The organism is Azospirillum sp. TSO35-2 (assembly GCF_003116095.1).
Taxonomy (GTDB): Bacteria; Pseudomonadota; Alphaproteobacteria; order Azospirillales; family Azospirillaceae; genus Azospirillum.
In genome coordinates, this window is the sequence record NZ_LGRA01000008.1 from 925,828 (window position 1) to 941,002 (window position 15,175).

Here is a 15,175-nt window from a genome sequence, read left to right on the forward strand (position 1 = left end):
GGTGTACCGGCCGGGGTCATAAACGTCCCCGTCCCTGTCGTCAACCGGGGCCGCCACGAATTGCTGCACCGGGGCGGACGCTTTCCCTGTTGTGTGGAATGATGGCGCGGTTATCCTTTGGGTCAAGTTTCCGCATTCGGGAGTGGGTGGGACATGAAGACGCGTATTCTTGCCGCCATGGTGGCGATGACGGCGCTCTGCGCACAGGCGCGGGCGGAGGACTTCGCGCCGGCCGTGGTGTTCGACCAGGGCGGCAAGTTCGACAAGTCCTTCAACGAAGCGGCCTACCACGGCGCCGAGCGGTTCAAGACCGAGACCGGCATCGCCTACCGCGAGTTCGAGATCACCAACGAGGGCCAGCGCGAGCAGGCGATGCGCACGCTGGTGCGCCGCGGCGCCTCGGTGATCGTCGCCGTCGGCTTCTCGCAGACCGCGGCGGTCGACAAGGTCGCCAAGGAATCGCCCAAGACCAAGTTCTGCCTGATCGACGACAAGCTGGACGCCCCCAACGTCCAGTCCGTGACCTTCAAGGAGGAGGAGGGCTCCTTCCTGACCGGCATGGCGGCGGCGCTGGCGTCGAAGACCGGCAAGGTCGGCTTCATCGGCGGCATGGACATCCCGCTGATCCGCAACTTCCTGACCGGCTACGAGCAGGGCGTGAAGCACGTCGCGGCGAACGACGAGGTGTTCGTCAACATGACCGGCACCACGCCGGCCGCCTGGAACGACCCCGGCCGCGGGGCGGAGCTGGCCAAGAGCCAGTTCTCCCGCGGCGCCGACGTGGTCTTCGCCGCGGCGGGCGCCACCGGCCTGGGCGTGCTGCAGGCGGCGGCCGACGCCGGCAAGCTGGCGATCGGCGTCGACAGCAACCAGAACCACGTCCATCCCGGCAAGGTCCTGACCTCGATGGTCAAGCGGGTCGACGTGGTGGTCTACGACTGCATGAAGTCGGCCAAGGACGGCAGCTGGAAGCCCGGCCACCGGGTCGTCGGCCTGAAGGAGGATGGCGTCGGCTACGCGCTGGACGACAACAACCGCAAGCTGATCACCCCGGAGATGGAAGCGAAGCTGGAAGAGGCGAAGAAGCAGATCATCGCCGGGTCGCTGACGGTGAAGCCCTACCAGCCGTAAGCGGGTCCTTGATGACGCAGGCAAACGCGCCGGCCGCTCCGGAGCCGATCGCCCTGGAAACGGTGGCGATCAACAAGTGGTTCGGCGCCAACCACGCCAACCGCGACGTGTCGCTGGCGATTCCCGCCGGGACCATCCACGGCGTGATCGGCGAGAACGGCGCCGGCAAGTCGACGATCATGAGCATCGTCTACGGCTATCTGCGCGCCGACGGTGGCGAGATCCGGGTGAACGGCCGGCCGGCCGCCATCCGCTCGCCGCGCGACGCGCTGGCCGCCGGCATCGGCATGGTCCACCAGCACTTCATGCTGGTCGAGCCGTTCAGCGTGCTGGAGAACGTGCTGCTGGGGGCGGAGGGCGGCGTCACCCTGTCGGCCGGCCTCGCCCACGCCCGGGCGGAGCTGACGCGGCTGGCCCGCGACTATGGGCTGGAGGTCGACCTCGACCGCCCGGTCGGCGAGCTGCCGGTCGGCGCCCAGCAGCGGGTGGAAATCCTGAAGGCGCTGTACCGCGGCGCCGACATCCTGATCCTCGACGAGCCGACCGGCGTGCTGACCCCGCAGGAGGCCGACCACCTGTTCCGCATCCTGCGGGCGCTGCGCCAGCAGGGCAAGACGGTGGTCATCATCACCCACAAGCTCCGCGAGATCATGGAGCTGACCGACAACGTCACGGTGATGCGGCGCGGGCAGGTGGTGGCCAACGTCGCCACCCGCGACACCAGCCGCGAGCGGCTGGCCGAGCTGATGGTCGGCCGCAAGGTGCTGCTGCGGGTCGACAAGACCCCGGCCCGGCCGGGCGCCGAGGTGCTGCGGGTGGAGGGGCTGACCGTTCGCGACCCGTCGGGGGTGGAGCGGGTGAAGGGCGTCGCCCTGTCGGTGCGGGCCGGCGAGATCGTCGGCATCGCCGGCGTGTCCGGCAACGGCCAGTCGGAACTGCTGGAGGCGCTGGCCGGCATGCGCCCCATCGCCGGCGGCTCCGTCCGCCTGCGCGGGGAGGAGTTGTCCGGCCGCCCCGACCGCTTCAACGCCCGGGCGCTGCGCCGGCTCGGCGTCGGCCATGTGCCGGAGGACCGGCAGAAGGTCGGGCTGGTCACCAGCTTCTCGGCGGAGGAATGCTCGATGCTGGGGTTCCAGGACGATCCGGCCTGGAACGGCGGCGTGCTGCTCGACCGTGGCGCGATCGCCGCCAACTGCGCCCGCCAGATGGAGGATTACGACACCCGCCCGCGCGACGGCTCGCTGGCGGCGGCCAACTTCTCCGGCGGCAACCAGCAGAAGATCGTGCTGGCCCGCGAGATCGAGCGCAATCCCGACCTGCTGCTGGTCGGCCAACCGACCCGCGGCGTCGACATCGGCGCCATCGAGTTCATCCACCGCCGTCTGGTGGCGCTGCGCGACCAGGGCAAGGCGATCCTGCTGGTGTCGGTCGAGCTGGACGAGATCCGCGCCCTGTCCGACCGCATCCTCGTCATGTTCGACGGCCACATCGTCGGCGAGGTGATGCCGGATCAGGCCGACGAGAAGACGCTGGGGCTGATGATGGCGGGGTGTGGGTGAGGGGGGATGCGGCGGCGAAGTTAGACCCCCACCTAACCTCCCCCGCTGGGCGGGGGAGGGACTGCCGCCGCTCTCCCGCATCGATACCGATCTCCTCCCCCGCCCAGCGGGGGAGGATTAAGGTGGGGGTCTAACGCCGCAAGGAGCTGACCCCACCTCCCTCACTTCGCAAACAGCTGCGACAGGTCCGCGAACGCCTTGAATTCCAGCGCGTTGCCGGCCGGGTCGAGGAAGAACATGGTCGACTGCTCGCCGACCTGCCCCTTGAAGCGGGTGTAGGGCTCGATCACGAACGTCACCCCGGCGGCCTTCAGCTTCGCGGCCAGCGCGTCCCAGTCGGCGGGCTGGAGCACCACGCCGAAATGCGGCACCGGCACGTCGTGGCCGTCCACCGGGTTGTGGTGGGCCGGGGCGGCGGCCGGGTCGCGCGGCTTCAGGTGGGCGACGATCTGGTGGCCGAACAGGTCGAAGTCGATCCACTCGTCGCTGCTCCGCCCCTCCGGGCAGCCCAGGACGGTGCCGTAGAAATGGCGGGCGGCGGCCAGATCGTCGACCGGAAAGGCGATGTGGAAGGGCGTGAGGGTCGTCATGGGATCGCGGCCTTTCGAAACCGTTTGGCGGTTGGCTGTCGGTGTCCCCAGCAGACCGCATCCCGGCAGGCTTGACAAACGAGTTCTCGGGCGGGTTTTTATGAGTTCAACTCATGATTCGGTTCCGCCCATGCCCGACCGCGTCCTGCCGTCGCTCAACGCCGTCCGCAGCTTCGTCGCGGTGGCCCGCCATCTCAGCTTCACCCGGGCGGCCGACGAGCTGTCGGTGACGCAGGGCGCGGTCAGCCGCATGATGCAGACCCTGCAGGCCGACCTGGGCGTCGAGCTGATCCGCCGGGTCGGCCGGGGGATCGAGCTGACGCCGACCGGCGCCGCCTTCTACACCGAGGCGTCGGCGGCGCTCGACCGCATCGCGGCGGCAGCCCGGGCGGCCCGCGCGCAGGACGGCGGGGTGCTGCGGGTCAGCGCGCTGCCGACGCTGACGCAGCGCTGGCTGATCCCGCGGCTGAAGGGCTTCCAGGCCGAGAATCCCGACATCCAGGTCGAGGTCAGCATCGGCGAGCACCGCGTCGATTTTGCCAAGGAGCGGATCGACATCGCCATCCGCTACGGCGTCGATGAGTGGCCGGGGGCCGAGATGGTGACGCTGATGCCGGAGACGATGGGCGTCTTCTGCGCGCCGTCGCTGCTGGAGCAGGGGCCGCCGCTGCGCCGGCCCGCCGATCTGGCGCAGCACCGGCTGCTGCAGCACACCACCCGGCCGGATTCCTGGCGCGGCTACCTCGCCGCCTTCGGCCTGACCCTGCCGGAGGCGGCGCTGTCGCTCGCCTTCGAGCATTTCTTCATGATCATCGAGGCGGCGTCGGCCGGCATGGGCGTCGCGTTGCTGCCGATCTTCCTGGTGCGGGAGGATGTGGCGTCGGGCCGGCTGGTCCAGCCGATGCCCGAGACGCTGCGCCCGCGCGGCCGCTACCTGATCGCCCACGCGCCGGGGGCGGAACGGGCGCGCCGGGTGCACCGCTTCAAGGACTGGCTGCTGGCCGAGGTGGAGTAGGGGCGCGCTCGCGCCGGCCGCCGGCGGGCAGGGTGGCCGGCGTTACGCCGGGTCCGTCTTCTCCCAGGCCGGCGTCTCCAGCCGCAGGCCGTGGTTGCCGCGGTAGGCCGCGACCTCCGGCGACGACCAGCCCGCCAGCAAGGCCGGGTCGAGCCGGTAGACCTCGACGCCGAGTGGCCGGCAGACCTCCAGCGGGTCGCGGGCGTCCGGCCCCCACATGTGCAGGCTGAGGTCGCCGCCGGGGCAGGTCGACAGGGCGCAGAGCAGGTCGATCTCGGCGAAGAACTCCAGGAAATCGCCCTTCTGGGCCGGGCAGGCCTTCATGAAATACTGGTCCTCGGCGTTCAGCCCGGTGACCTGGAAGACGTTCAGCACGTCGTGCACGTCGAACTCGGTCAGGCCATAGGGGGCGACGGCGCGGGTCAGGTTGGAATGGCAGTGGTGGTGGAAATCCTCCCCCGTCAGCATCCGGTTGACGTAGGGGTCGCAGCGGGTGCCCAGCAGGTCGTGGACCCGGCCGCCATGCTCGTCGATGCCGTAGTTCGCCAGCGTGTCGTGGGTGATGGTCGCCAGCGGCCGCAGATAGGGCAGGGTCGACCACAGCCGGTCGAAATTGCTGACATGCGCCTGCTGGAGCTGCCGGGTGCGCGAGGCCCAGAAGCGTTCGCGCGGGTTGTGGCGGTTCCAGATGTTGAGGTCGGCGACCTGCGGCCCCTCGATGGTGACGATGCGGAAGACATGGCCGGCCGGCACCGTCCAGGCCCGGCCGGAGCGGATCGGCACGACGAATTGGTCGACCAGTTCCCGTCCCTCGGTCTGCGCCCCGACGCGCCCGTAGAAGGCGCGGTCGACGTCGAGCGCCGATCCCTTGGTGGCTTGGTAGGCGGCGGGGTAGCTGGGCATGGCGGGCTCCGGGATGGAGATGGGGGCAGGGGGCCGGGTCAGGCCGGCCGCCGACGATGGTGATGCCGATGATGGCGATGTTGGTCCACCGCGCGCAACAGCTCTTCGCGCACCCGCTCCACCACGCCGTCCCAGTCGCCGGGCCGGGCCTGCCGGAACAGGCGCAGCGTCGGGTACCAGGGGCTGTCGTCGCGGTCGAGCAGCCAGCGCCAGCAGCCGCTGAAGCGCGACAGCACCCACACCGGCGTGCCCAGCGCCCCGGCGAGATGGACGACCGAGGTGTCGACCCCGATCACGAGGTCGAGCCGGCGGACGATGGCGGCGGTGTCGGCGTAATCCTCCACCGCGCCCATCGGGTCGAGGATCGCCGCGCCGTCCGGTAGCCCGTCCAGTTGCCGCGCCGCCGGCCCCTTCTGCAGGCTGACCCAGCGCACGCCCCAGCCCACACCCCAGCCCACACTGTTGAGCGCCAGCAGCGGGGCGAGCCGGTCCAGCCGCACGCTGCGGCGGGCGTCCATCCCGGCGAGGTTGGCCTTGCCCAGCTTCGGATCGCCGGCCCACACCAGCCCCACCGTCAGCCGGTCCGACGGCGGCACGACCCCGGCCCAGCGCGCCGTCGCCTCGGGCGGCGGCGACAGGTCGGGGGTGGGCGGGATGCGGTCCAGCGTCACGCCCAGCCGGTGCATCAGCGACATCAGCGGGATGCGGTAATCATAGGCGCCGTCGTCGGGGGCCGCGGTGACGACCGCGTCGATGGCGGCCATGCCGGACAGCAGCCGGACCAGCGGCGCGCGGCACTGCAGGATGATCCGGGCGCCCAGCGCCTTCACCAGCGGCAGCAGCCGGACGAACTGGAGGGTGTCGCCGAAGCCCTGCTCCTCGCAGACCAGCAGGGTCCGGCCGGTCAGGTCCTGGCCGGTCCACTCCCGCCGGTCCGGATCGGCCGGCCGGAAGCCCAGTTCCGGCAGGTGCCGGCGTGCTTCGTAGTGACGCCAGCCATTGGCGAAATCGCCGTGCTGGAGCAGTGCCTCGGCCAGATTGTAGCGCGTGCTGGCGGCCGTGGGGTTGAGGTCCACCGACCGCGCCAGCGCCCGATAGGCTTGGGCATGGTCGCCCAAATCCTGGAACGCGTGCCCGAGCGCCATGTAGGCGGTGTACAGGCCGGGGGCCAGCGCGATGGCACGGCGGCAGGCGTCGAGCGCCGCGACGGGATGGTCGGATTCCTGGAGGATGGCGCCGATGGTGGCGTAGGCTTCGGCCAGATCGGGGCGGCGGATCACCGCCTCGACGCAGGAGGCGACGGCGTCGTCCAGCCGGCCGAGCCGCCGCAGCACCGCCCCGCGGTTGGCGTAGGCCGCCGGCGCCAGCGCGCCGCACCCTCCGCTGCCGAGCAGCCGGTCGTAGACCGCCAGCGCCTGAGTCCATTCTCCCGAGCGGTGGAGGCGCAAGGCCGCCGCGAAGGCCGCCGTCGGCTCCGGCGCGGTCATTTCCGCGCCGCGCGCCAGTCGTTCAGGATGTGGGGCGGGATGCTGCCATGGTCGGCGATCATGTTGGCGTCGTCGGCCGACAGGCCGATGCTGACCAGACGGTTGATCACCTGCCACCGCCGGATCCTGTTCCCCTCGAACTGGTCGAGGGCGTCCTTGATGACCTGGATCTTCGACGTCCAGGGAATTGCGTGCGCTTTGGACATTCCACCCTCCCGGGAGACCGGCCGCCATGGCGGACGCAGGAGCGCGTCGCCGACCGTCTCAGCGGTGGTTCCACGGGGAAGGGCTGGATTCCTGGCGCGCTTTCCGCCACGCGCGGCCACACGAAAAACCGCCGCCTCGTTGCCGAGGGGCGGTTTCCAGCGCTGGGCGCGGTTGTCGATGTTTAAGCGGCGGCGGCCAGGACGCGGGTCTGGCGGGCGACCTTTTCGAAGGCGCGCTCTTCGATCTGGCGGATGCGCTCGCGGCTGACGCCGTAGCGGACCGACAGGTCTTCCAGGGTCAGCGGGCTGTCCGACAGGCGGCGGCAGGTCAGGATGTCGCGCTCGCGATCGTTCAGCACGCCGAGCGCCTCGTGCAGCAGGGCGCTGCGCTGGCGGGCCTCGCCGCGTTCGACCAGCGTGTCCTCGACCGAGGGACGCTCGTCGGCCAGCAGATCCTGCCATTCCGCCGAGTCGCCGTCCGCCGCGATCGGCGCGTTCAGCGAGGCCATCGGCGCCGACAGGCGGCGGTTCATCGCGACGACGTCGTCCTCCGGCACCGACAGGTCGGTGGCGATGGTGGTGACGCTGTCGGGGTGCAGGTCGCCGTTGCCGTACTCGCCCAGCTTCCGCTTCAGGCGGCCCAGGCTGAAGAACAGCTTCTTCTGCGCGGCGGTGGTGCCGATCTTCACGAGGCTCCACGACCGCAGGATGTAGTCCTGGATCGACGCCTTGATCCACCACATCGCGTAGGTGGACAGGCGGAAGCCGCGTTCCGGCTCGAATTTCTTGACGGCGGTCATCAGGCCCAGGTTGCCCTCGGCGATCAGGTCGGACAGCGGCAGGCCGTAGCCGCGGTAGCCGCCGGCGATCTTGACGACCAGACGAAGGTGGCTGGTGACCAGCTTGTGCGCCGCATCGACGTCGCCATGCTCCGACCAGGCCTTGGCCAGCATATACTCGTCCTCGGCCGCCAGGACCGGGTAACGGTGCGTGTCGGTGATGTAGCGCGACAGGGTTTCGCCGGAATCGGGCGAACGGAGGGCAATGGCGGTGCTCATGTCACATCCTCATGTGAAGCGATATGACGGGTTCGAAGCCCCCAGACGGCGAGCTTCGGCCTCTCCGAACGGAGCAGGCGTCCATATAGTACAAAATCGGTGCTGAAAGTCAAGCGTTGCGCTCGGGTATGGCACGGCCGGAGCCCGCGATTGACCTCTCTCAGTGCGCGCGGGGCGGGGCTGTGGCAAGACGGGCGGGTCGTCGGGAAACGCAGCGTCGGACAGGGACCCGCATTCCATGAAGATTGCCGTTGGTACCAAGGATTTCAAGACCATAGCCACCCATGGCGGCCGCACCCGCCGCTTCCTGGTCTATGAGGCGGAGGCCGGCAGCGACCCGGTCGAGACCGGCCGGATCGAACTGGCGGAGGAGGAGGTCCTGCACCTCTGCGGCGACGGCCGGCCCCACCCGATCGACTCGGTGGGGGCGGTGATCACCGGCTCGTCGGGGGTGGGATTCGTCGCCCACATGAGGCGTCGCGGGATCGAGCCGGTGACGACGCTGGAAACCGACCCGGTCCGGGCGATCCGCGGCTGGTTCGCCGGCACGCTGGCGCCGGCGCCCGAACCGCCGCACCCGCATGACCATCACGACCACGCGGACGGCCATCACCACTGAGTCGGGCGCGCGGGGGCTTCAGACCGGGAAGCTGACGCTGGCGGTGGTTCCGGCGGCGTCGCTGTCGGTGGACAGGGTGTCGCCGAGCTGACCGGCCAGCGCCTCCGCCAGCATCAGCCCGTCTTCCGCCGTGGTGTCGAACCCGGCGGGCAGGGCGCGGCCGTTGTCCTCCACCGTCAGGCGGGCACGGCCGCTGTCGCCCTGCTGGCGCACCGTCACGCGGATCCAGCCGTCGTCGGGGAAGGCGTGGTGCAGGCTGTTGGTCACCAGCTCCGCGATGATGAGGCCGAGCGGCATCGCCTCGTACAGGCCGATCTGGATCGCGTCGGAGTCCACCGTCACCGGCACGCGGGACAGCGCGCCCGGCGTGCCCTCGCGCACCGCCTCGGACAGGGCGGAGACGTAGCGGCCGAGGTCGACGTGGGTGCCGGTGCCGCTCTCGTGCAGTTGGCGGTAGAGGATGGCCAGCGCCTCGATCCGCAGCATGGTCTGCTCGTAGGCGGCGCGGGCGTCGGGGTCGCGGATGCGGCCGGCCTGGAGCTTCAGCAGGCTGATGACCAGCTGCAGGCTGTTCTTGGCGCGGTGCTGCAATTCCCGCAGCTCGGCTTCCAGTTCCTGGATGCGCGCTGTCAGCCGGTCGCCCAGGGAAGCCCCGGGGGACGCTTCCGGGGAGCCTCCCGCCGGCGTCGCGGCGTCGCCCGGCTGATCCGGAGGGCAATGGGCGGGCTGCGACCGTGGAAGCATAGGCATGGGAGCGGACCCGGCTGAATCATAGTGGGAAAGCATCGTCGAAAACTTCTGTCAATCTAAGCACATGTTCGCCCGACCCCACCGGTTCTGAGGGAGTAATCCGCCGCGCCTACCCGAGTAGGCCGAGCCCCCCGGGCCAGGACGCGACGGATGAGCCTTCGATCACGAAAGAAAGGTTGTGTCCGTCGGGTGCCACCGCAAGAGTGGCGGCATGATGACGCGCAAGACCATTCTGTCGGTTTTCCTTTTGCTGGCCCTGTCCGGCGGCTGCGCCGCGGTGGTCGGTGCCGGCGGCGGGCCGGGCCATCCGCAAATTGTCACGGCCGCCCCGGTGCCGCTGGACCGCGACCGGCCGGGCAAGGCGGCGGTTGGTCCGCTGCGCTTCCTCGGTGCGCTCGACATCGCGGGCGGCGACGCGGTCGGCGGGCTGTCCGGCCTGTGGGTGGCGCCGGCCGGCGACCGGTTCGTCGCGATCGGCGACACCGGGCTGGTCGTCGACGGCCGGCTGGACCACGATGGCGGCCAGGATCCGGGCGGGCGGCTGATCGGCGTCCACGACGTCCAGGCCCGCCCGCTGGCCGTCGAGGAGGGCGTCTCCCACCGCAAACGCCGCACCGACGCCGAGGATCTGACCCGGCTGCCCGACGGCGGCTGGCTGGTGACGCTGGAGCGCGACCACCGCATCCTGCGCTATCCGCCCGGCGGGAATGGTGGAGACGATGGCCCGCAGGGCAGGCCGAGCGCCATCCCGCTGCCGCCCGGCGTGGCCGAGGATGCGCCGGAGAATGGCGGGCTGGAGACGCTGACCCGCCTGTCCGACGGCCGCCTGCTGACGATCGAGGAGGGGGCGGACGATGGCCGGCAGGAGCGGCGTGCCTGGGTCACCCGCGACGGCATCCCCGGCGACGGCGTGCCGCGGTCGGCGGCGGATTGGCAGGGCTTCACCTACCGGGCGGCGCCGCGCTACCGCCCGACCGCCGCCGCCCCGCTGCCCGACGGCGGGGCGCTGGTGCTGGAACGCGAGGTGTCGCTGCTGGGCGGCTGGTCGTCGCGCATCGTCCGCCTGACCCGGCACCAGTTGCGGGCCGGCGCCGTCGTCGATGGCGAGGAGTTGGGCCGGCTCGAGTCGCCGCTGCTGAACGACAATTTCGAAGGCATGGCGACCCGGCCCGGGCGGGAGGGCGAGACGCTGGTCTATCTGGTGTCCGACAACAATTTCAGCAGCCTCCAGCGCACCTATCTGGCGCTGTTCGCCCTGCCGGGCCCGGCGCCGTAACGATCCCGATGCCGGCGCTTGCGGGTGCCGGTTGCGACCAAAGTCGCGGGCGATCCGCTTCGGCGAGCGTTTGACAGCGCGGCTGCGCTGCGGCTAGCTACCGGCTCGATCATCGGCAAGGCGAACAGTATCGGGGGAAACGATCGTGATGGCGACCGACAAGGCAGCACCGCTGCAAGCGCCCCATCCCGTGGTGCCGGGCCTTGCGCGGGCGGCGCTGCTCACCGTTCTGGCCATGCTGGCCTTCGCCGCCAACTCCATCCTGTGCCGGCTGGCCCTGACCCAGACCGCCATCGACCCGGCCAGCTTCACCCTGGTCCGCATCGCCTCCGGCGCGGCGAGCCTGTGGCTGATCGCCCGCGCCACCGGGCGGGGCGGCTCCCAAGGCGGCTCCTGGACGGCGGCGGCGGCGCTGCTGGCCTACGCCGCGGCCTTTTCCTTCGCCTACCTCTCGATGCCGGCCGGCACCGGGGCGCTGCTGCTGTTCGGCGCGGTGCAGGCCACCATGATCCTGGTCGGGCTGTACCGCGGCGAGCGGATGGCCGTCGCGCAGTGGGCCGGGCTGGCGTTGGCGCTGGCCGGACTGGCGCTGCTGCTGGCGCCCGGCGTGTCGGCGCCCGATCCGCTGGGAGCGCTGCTGATGGTGGTGGCCGGGGCGTCCTGGGGCGTCTATTCGCTGCTGGGGCGGACCAGCCGCGATCCCATCGCCACCACCGCCGGCAATTTCCTGCGCGCCCTGCCGATCGCGGCGGTGCCGGCCCTGCTGACGGCGCTGCTGTCGACCGGCGGTGCCCGGCTGGACGGGCAGGGGGTGCTGTACGCCGTGCTGTCGGGGGCCGTGGCCTCCGGCGTCGGCTATTCGATCTGGTACGCGGCGCTGCCCGCCCTGAACGCCGCCCGCGCCGCCTCGGTCCAGTTGAGCGTCCCGGTCATCACCGCCGTTGCGGCGGTGCTGGCGCTGGGCGAGCGCATCACGCTGGGATTGGTGATCGCGTCGGCCGCCGTGCTGGGCGGCATTGCCCTGGTCATCGCCGGGCGTCGGCGTCGGGTCTGACGCCGGTCCCCAGTGGTCTTCACGCGGAAGCGGTTTCCCGCCGATTGTCGCCAGTCCCGACCCTAGCCCCCTGGGCGGCGGCCTCCTCGATTCGGGTGCGCAGGCGGGAGGCCGGGAACAGCACGGTGGCGGTGGTGCCGCGCCCCGGCACGCTGCTCAGGGCGAAGCGGCCGTCCTGCATCTCCACCAGCGACTTGACCAGCGGCAGCCCCAGCCCGGTGCCGGCATGGCGGCGGGTGTGCGAGTTGTCGACCTGATGGAACGGCTCCATCACCTGACTCAGCTCGGTGGGCGGGATGCCGATCCCGGTGTCGATGACCCGCAGGCGCAGGTCGCGCGCCGAGCGGTCGACGGTGACGACGATCCGTCCGCCCGGCGGGGTGAATTTCACCGCGTTCGACAGCAGGTTCAGCAGGATCTGGCGCACCGCGCGGGCGTCGGCGAACAGGATGGGCAGCGGTTCGGCCAGCGACTCGGTCAGCGTCAGCCCCTTTTCCATCGCCTGCGGCTCCATCTGGCGCAGGCTCTCGCCGATCAGCTCCTCGATCGCCAGGATCTCCTGGTGCAGCACGTATTTGCCCGACTCGATCTTGGTGGTGTCGAGGATGTCGTTGATCAGGCTCAGCAGATGCTGGCCGGAGCGGCGGATGTCGGCGATGTACTCCGTCTGTTTGGGCAGCATGGCGCCGAAGATGCCGCTCTCCAGCGCCTCCGCGAAGCCGATCACCGCGTTCAGCGGCGTGCGCAGCTCGTGGCTCATGTTGGCGAGGAACTGGGTCTTGGCCCGGTTGGCGGCGTCGGACACCTGCTTGGCGGCGATCAGCTCCGCCTCGATCCGGTGGCGGGCGGCGATGTCCTGGATCAGCCGCTGCTGGCTGTCGCGCAGCGCCCGCTCGCTGCCCTGCAGGTCGGCCAGCGCGCGCTCGCGCCGCTCCGCCTCGCGCAGCAGCGCCAGCGTCATCAGCCCCAGCACCAGCGTTCCGGCGAGGTCGGCCGCCGCGGCGGTCATCGCCTTCGTCCACCAGGGCTCCAGCACAGAGTCGCGCGACGACGACACCGTCACCACCAGCGGCATCTCGGCCGAGGCGCGGAAGCTGAAGATCCGGCGCGGCCCGTCGCCGTTGGCATCCACCGTGTCGGTCCCGGCCTGCGCGCCCTTCAGCAGGCTGGTGAACAGCGGCAGCAGGCGGGCGGAGCGGCCGATGAAGGAGTCGTGGTCGGGGAAGCGCGCCATCACCGGCCCGTCGGCGTGGTACAGCGTCACCACCGCGTCGTCGCGCAGCGTCAGCGTCTGGTAGAAGCCGCGGAAGGCGGTCGGCTCCATCACCGCGACCACCACCCCGGCAAAGCGGCCCGCCGGCGTGTCGAGTCGCCGGCTCATGCTGAAGAACCAACTGCCGGAGGTGCGGCCGCGCACGGGAATCCCGACATGGACGCCGGCGGGGCCGCCGGACGCCAGCCCATCGCGGTGGGCCATCAGATAGTCGCGGTCGGACAGGTCGACGTCGGCCGGGGCCAGGGTCTCGGTGTCGTGGATCAGCCGGCCGTCGGCCGACACCACCAGGATGGCGCGGATCAGCGGCGACAGCGCGGCCTGCCGGCGCAGCAGTGCGTGGACGTCGGCGTCGCCGCGTTCCCAGGTGTCGGCGCGGACCGACAGCACCTCCGACACCCCGGCGAGGATCTTCGACACGCCGGCGAAGCTGTCGGTGGCGTGGCGTTCCAGGACCAGCGCCATCGCCCGGCTTTCGTCGCTTGTCTTGGCGATCAGCTCGTCGCGGTCGTGCAGCAGGCCGTAGCCGATCATGGCGTTCAAGCCAAGGATCAACGCCACCCCGAAAGCGCCCATTCCCCCTTTGAGACGCGAGATCACCCGAAGGCCTGCCATGTCCGGTCGCGGATCCTATGATCCTATACCGGGCGGCGGCCGTCGTGAAGTCGCCTTTTCGTGGAAGAGCTGGCGATCCTGTTCGCCTTAAAGGCGGACGGCGGGTGTCGAGAACCGCTCCGCGGTGGAGTGGCCGATGGCGTTCAGCGCCATGGCCGCCCCCAACGCGATCACCGCGGCGGCGGCGAAGCCCAGCATCATGGCCTTCATTTCGTCACTCTCCCTGTCAAGCACGCGCTGTTGTCCGGAGCGCATCAAAGCAAAGCGGCGGCCGGCGCGCAATCCGGCTCTCCCGCCAACGCCCGCCGCATCGCCGTCCCCAGGTGGGGCCGGATCACAGTTCGTCCGGGTCGACGAGGTCCAGGGTGATGACGTCGGAATCGATCAGCACCTTGCCGGCGTGCTCGAAATTCACCGTGATGCGGTTGCGGATGGCCGACTGGACCTGGCCCAGCCCCCAGTCCGGTTGCGTCGGGTGGCGCACCCAGGCGCCCGGCACCAGCGAATCGTCCATGTCCGTACCCCGTCCATCACGCTGTTTCACATAGGAAATGCGACCGCCTGTGCGGCGGCGGCCCGAAGGTGTAGAATTCGTCCTTATACGCCGTGCGGCGGCGTGCCGTCGCCCCCGCCGTTGCTGTTGTTGCGCCGTCCCCTGTCTGGTCCTGTCTGGAGAGCGTCTCGTGACCGAGTCCACCCCCATCGCCGTCGACCTCCGCGTCCTGGAACTGCTGGCGTCCAAGCTGTGCCATGATCTGGTCAGCCCGGTCGGCGCCATCCGCAACGGCCTCGAACTGATCGAGGAGATGCAGGACGACGAGGATGCCGGCGGTGGTCCGGCCATCGGCGGCTTCCTGGGCGAGGCGGTGAAGCTGATCGACCATTCCTCCGGCCAGGCCGACCGCCGGCTGCGGGTGTTCCGCCTCGCCTACGGGGTGGCCGGGCGCGACCAGAAGGGCTTTGGCGACGCCCGTGCCGCGGCGGCCGGCTGGGTCGAGGGCGGGCGCACCCGGCTCGACTGGCCGGAGCGGGTGCCGAACGACATGATGGCCCAGCGGCGCGGCGTGGTGAAGCTGCTGCTGAACCTCGTCCTCCTGGCGGACGAGGCGCTGACCCATGGCGGCCTCGTCTCCGTCGCCGCCGAGGGCGGGGAGGACAAGGGCCGGGTGACGGTGACCGCCGCCGGCCGGCCCGGCAACCTCAGCGCCGACGCGGCGGCGGCGCTGGCCGGCACGGTGCCGGCCGGCGGGCTGACGCCCCGCACCATCCACGCCTACCTCACCGGCCGGCTCGCCGAGAGCGACGGCTACCGCATCCTGGTGTCCCCGGAAAGCACCGAGCGGCTGGTCTTCAGCGCGGAGTGGTGAGGGCTCAACTCACAACTGCTTGAAGATCCGCGGCTCCACGACGATCTGCTCGACCCCGCCGGTCGTCTGGTGGGCGGTGGTGCGCAGCGTCACCGCCAGATTGTGGCGCGCGGCCTCCGCCAGCGCGGCGTTGAGGCGTTCCACGGCCTCGCGGATGGACTGGGCGAGTTCGGCGTCGGTCATCGTTCCTCCTGTGACAACGGAACCCCCGGTCCTGCGCTAGGGTGTTCGCGCGAATACCCTATCGGAAGAGGTAAGGTTCTCTTAATCAG

The 15,175-nt window shown here is 70.8% G+C and carries 17 protein-coding genes; 7 read left to right on the forward strand and 10 right to left on the reverse strand.

Translation table 11 applies throughout. The features are described from left to right. Window positions 1-153 precede the first annotated feature (153 nt). Both TSO352_RS05620 and TSO352_RS05625 read left to right on the forward strand, forming a co-directional pair. A complete protein-coding gene (locus TSO352_RS05620) occupies window positions 154-1,131 on the forward strand; it encodes a BMP family ABC transporter substrate-binding protein (protein ID WP_109106332.1) in 978 nt (325 codons plus the stop codon). An 11-nt stretch (window positions 1,132-1,142) separates the two neighbouring features. Continuing rightward, window positions 1,143-2,690, forward strand: a complete 1,548-nt coding sequence (locus TSO352_RS05625; protein WP_109106333.1) for an ABC transporter ATP-binding protein — start codon at window positions 1,143-1,145, stop codon at window positions 2,688-2,690. 161 nt (window positions 2,691-2,851) lie between these two features. Here TSO352_RS05625 and TSO352_RS05635 read toward each other — a convergent pair whose 3' ends face one another. After that, window positions 2,852-3,280, reverse strand: a complete 429-nt coding sequence (locus TSO352_RS05635; RefSeq protein WP_109106334.1) for a VOC family protein — start codon at window positions 3,278-3,280, stop codon at window positions 2,852-2,854. Window positions 3,281-3,410: 130 nt separating this feature from the next. On the opposite strand from TSO352_RS05635, the gene TSO352_RS05640 reads away from it, so the two are divergent. Further along, on the forward strand, window positions 3,411-4,295 hold the full coding sequence (locus TSO352_RS05640) for a LysR substrate-binding domain-containing protein (protein ID WP_109106335.1): 885 nt from the start codon (window positions 3,411-3,413) through the stop codon (window positions 4,293-4,295). Between the two features lie 42 nt (window positions 4,296-4,337). Here TSO352_RS05640 and TSO352_RS05645 read toward each other — a convergent pair whose 3' ends face one another. The 4 genes from TSO352_RS05645 to rpoH all read right to left on the reverse strand — a co-directional run bounded on the left by TSO352_RS05645 (window position 4,338) and on the right by rpoH (window position 7,949). Next, window positions 4,338-5,198, reverse strand: a complete 861-nt coding sequence (locus tag TSO352_RS05645; protein ID WP_109106336.1) for a DUF1989 domain-containing protein — start codon at window positions 5,196-5,198, stop codon at window positions 4,338-4,340. Window positions 5,199-5,236: 38 nt separating this feature from the next. Continuing rightward, window positions 5,237-6,685 carry a tetratricopeptide repeat-containing glycosyltransferase family protein gene (locus TSO352_RS05650; RefSeq protein ID WP_109106337.1) on the reverse strand — a complete coding sequence of 483 codons (1,449 nt, stop codon included), beginning with the start codon at window positions 6,683-6,685 and terminating at the stop codon, window positions 5,237-5,239. Beyond that, the gene (locus tag TSO352_RS05655) at window positions 6,682-6,891 is read right to left on the reverse strand and encodes a hypothetical protein (protein ID WP_109106338.1); all 210 of its coding nucleotides are present in this window, start codon (window positions 6,889-6,891) and stop codon (window positions 6,682-6,684) included. Before TSO352_RS05655 ends, TSO352_RS05650 begins: the two co-directional genes overlap by 4 nt. Before the next feature lie 182 nt (window positions 6,892-7,073). Next, window positions 7,074-7,949: an RNA polymerase sigma factor RpoH gene (gene rpoH / locus TSO352_RS05660; protein WP_109106339.1), complete on the reverse strand. Its 876-nt coding sequence runs from the start codon at window positions 7,947-7,949 to the stop codon at window positions 7,074-7,076. Between the two features lie 238 nt (window positions 7,950-8,187). Here rpoH and TSO352_RS05665 point away from each other — a divergent pair, with 238 nt between their 5' ends. Continuing rightward, a complete protein-coding gene (locus tag TSO352_RS05665; protein ID WP_109106340.1) occupies window positions 8,188-8,568 on the forward strand; it encodes a NifB/NifX family molybdenum-iron cluster-binding protein in 381 nt (126 codons plus the stop codon). 18 nt (window positions 8,569-8,586) lie between these two features. Here the strand turns inward: TSO352_RS05665 and TSO352_RS05670 are convergent, their stop codons facing one another. Further along, window positions 8,587-9,318, reverse strand: a complete 732-nt coding sequence (locus tag TSO352_RS05670) for a sensor histidine kinase (RefSeq protein ID WP_109106341.1) — start codon at window positions 9,316-9,318, stop codon at window positions 8,587-8,589. A 211-nt stretch (window positions 9,319-9,529) separates the two neighbouring features. Here TSO352_RS05670 and TSO352_RS05675 point away from each other — a divergent pair, with 211 nt between their 5' ends. Then, window positions 9,530-10,594, forward strand: a complete 1,065-nt coding sequence (locus TSO352_RS05675; protein WP_109106342.1) for an esterase-like activity of phytase family protein — start codon at window positions 9,530-9,532, stop codon at window positions 10,592-10,594. A 148-nt stretch (window positions 10,595-10,742) separates the two neighbouring features. Beyond that, window positions 10,743-11,648, forward strand: coding sequence for a DMT family transporter (locus tag TSO352_RS05680; protein WP_109106343.1), 906 nt, complete (start codon window positions 10,743-10,745; stop codon window positions 11,646-11,648). Between the two features lie 19 nt (window positions 11,649-11,667). On the opposite strand, the gene TSO352_RS05685 is transcribed toward TSO352_RS05680, so the two are convergent. The 3 genes from TSO352_RS05685 to TSO352_RS05690 form a co-directional block, all read right to left on the reverse strand. Next, a complete protein-coding gene (locus TSO352_RS05685) occupies window positions 11,668-13,455 on the reverse strand; it encodes an ATP-binding protein (protein WP_247871957.1) in 1,788 nt (595 codons plus the stop codon). 168 nt (window positions 13,456-13,623) lie between these two features. After that, the gene (locus TSO352_RS34225; RefSeq protein WP_282183828.1) at window positions 13,624-13,746 is read right to left on the reverse strand and encodes a hypothetical protein; all 123 of its coding nucleotides are present in this window, start codon (window positions 13,744-13,746) and stop codon (window positions 13,624-13,626) included. Between the two features lie 124 nt (window positions 13,747-13,870). Next, window positions 13,871-14,050, reverse strand: a complete 180-nt coding sequence (locus TSO352_RS05690; RefSeq protein WP_109106345.1) for a DUF3553 domain-containing protein — start codon at window positions 14,048-14,050, stop codon at window positions 13,871-13,873. Window positions 14,051-14,219: 169 nt separating this feature from the next. On the opposite strand from TSO352_RS05690, the gene TSO352_RS05695 reads away from it, so the two are divergent. Then, on the forward strand, window positions 14,220-14,903 hold the full coding sequence (locus tag TSO352_RS05695) for a histidine phosphotransferase family protein (RefSeq protein ID WP_109106346.1): 684 nt from the start codon (window positions 14,220-14,222) through the stop codon (window positions 14,901-14,903). 9 nt (window positions 14,904-14,912) lie between these two features. On the opposite strand, the gene TSO352_RS33430 is transcribed toward TSO352_RS05695, so the two are convergent. Further along, a complete protein-coding gene (locus tag TSO352_RS33430; RefSeq protein WP_199231492.1) occupies window positions 14,913-15,086 on the reverse strand; it encodes a hypothetical protein in 174 nt (57 codons plus the stop codon). Between the last annotated feature and the right edge of the window lie 89 nt (window positions 15,087-15,175).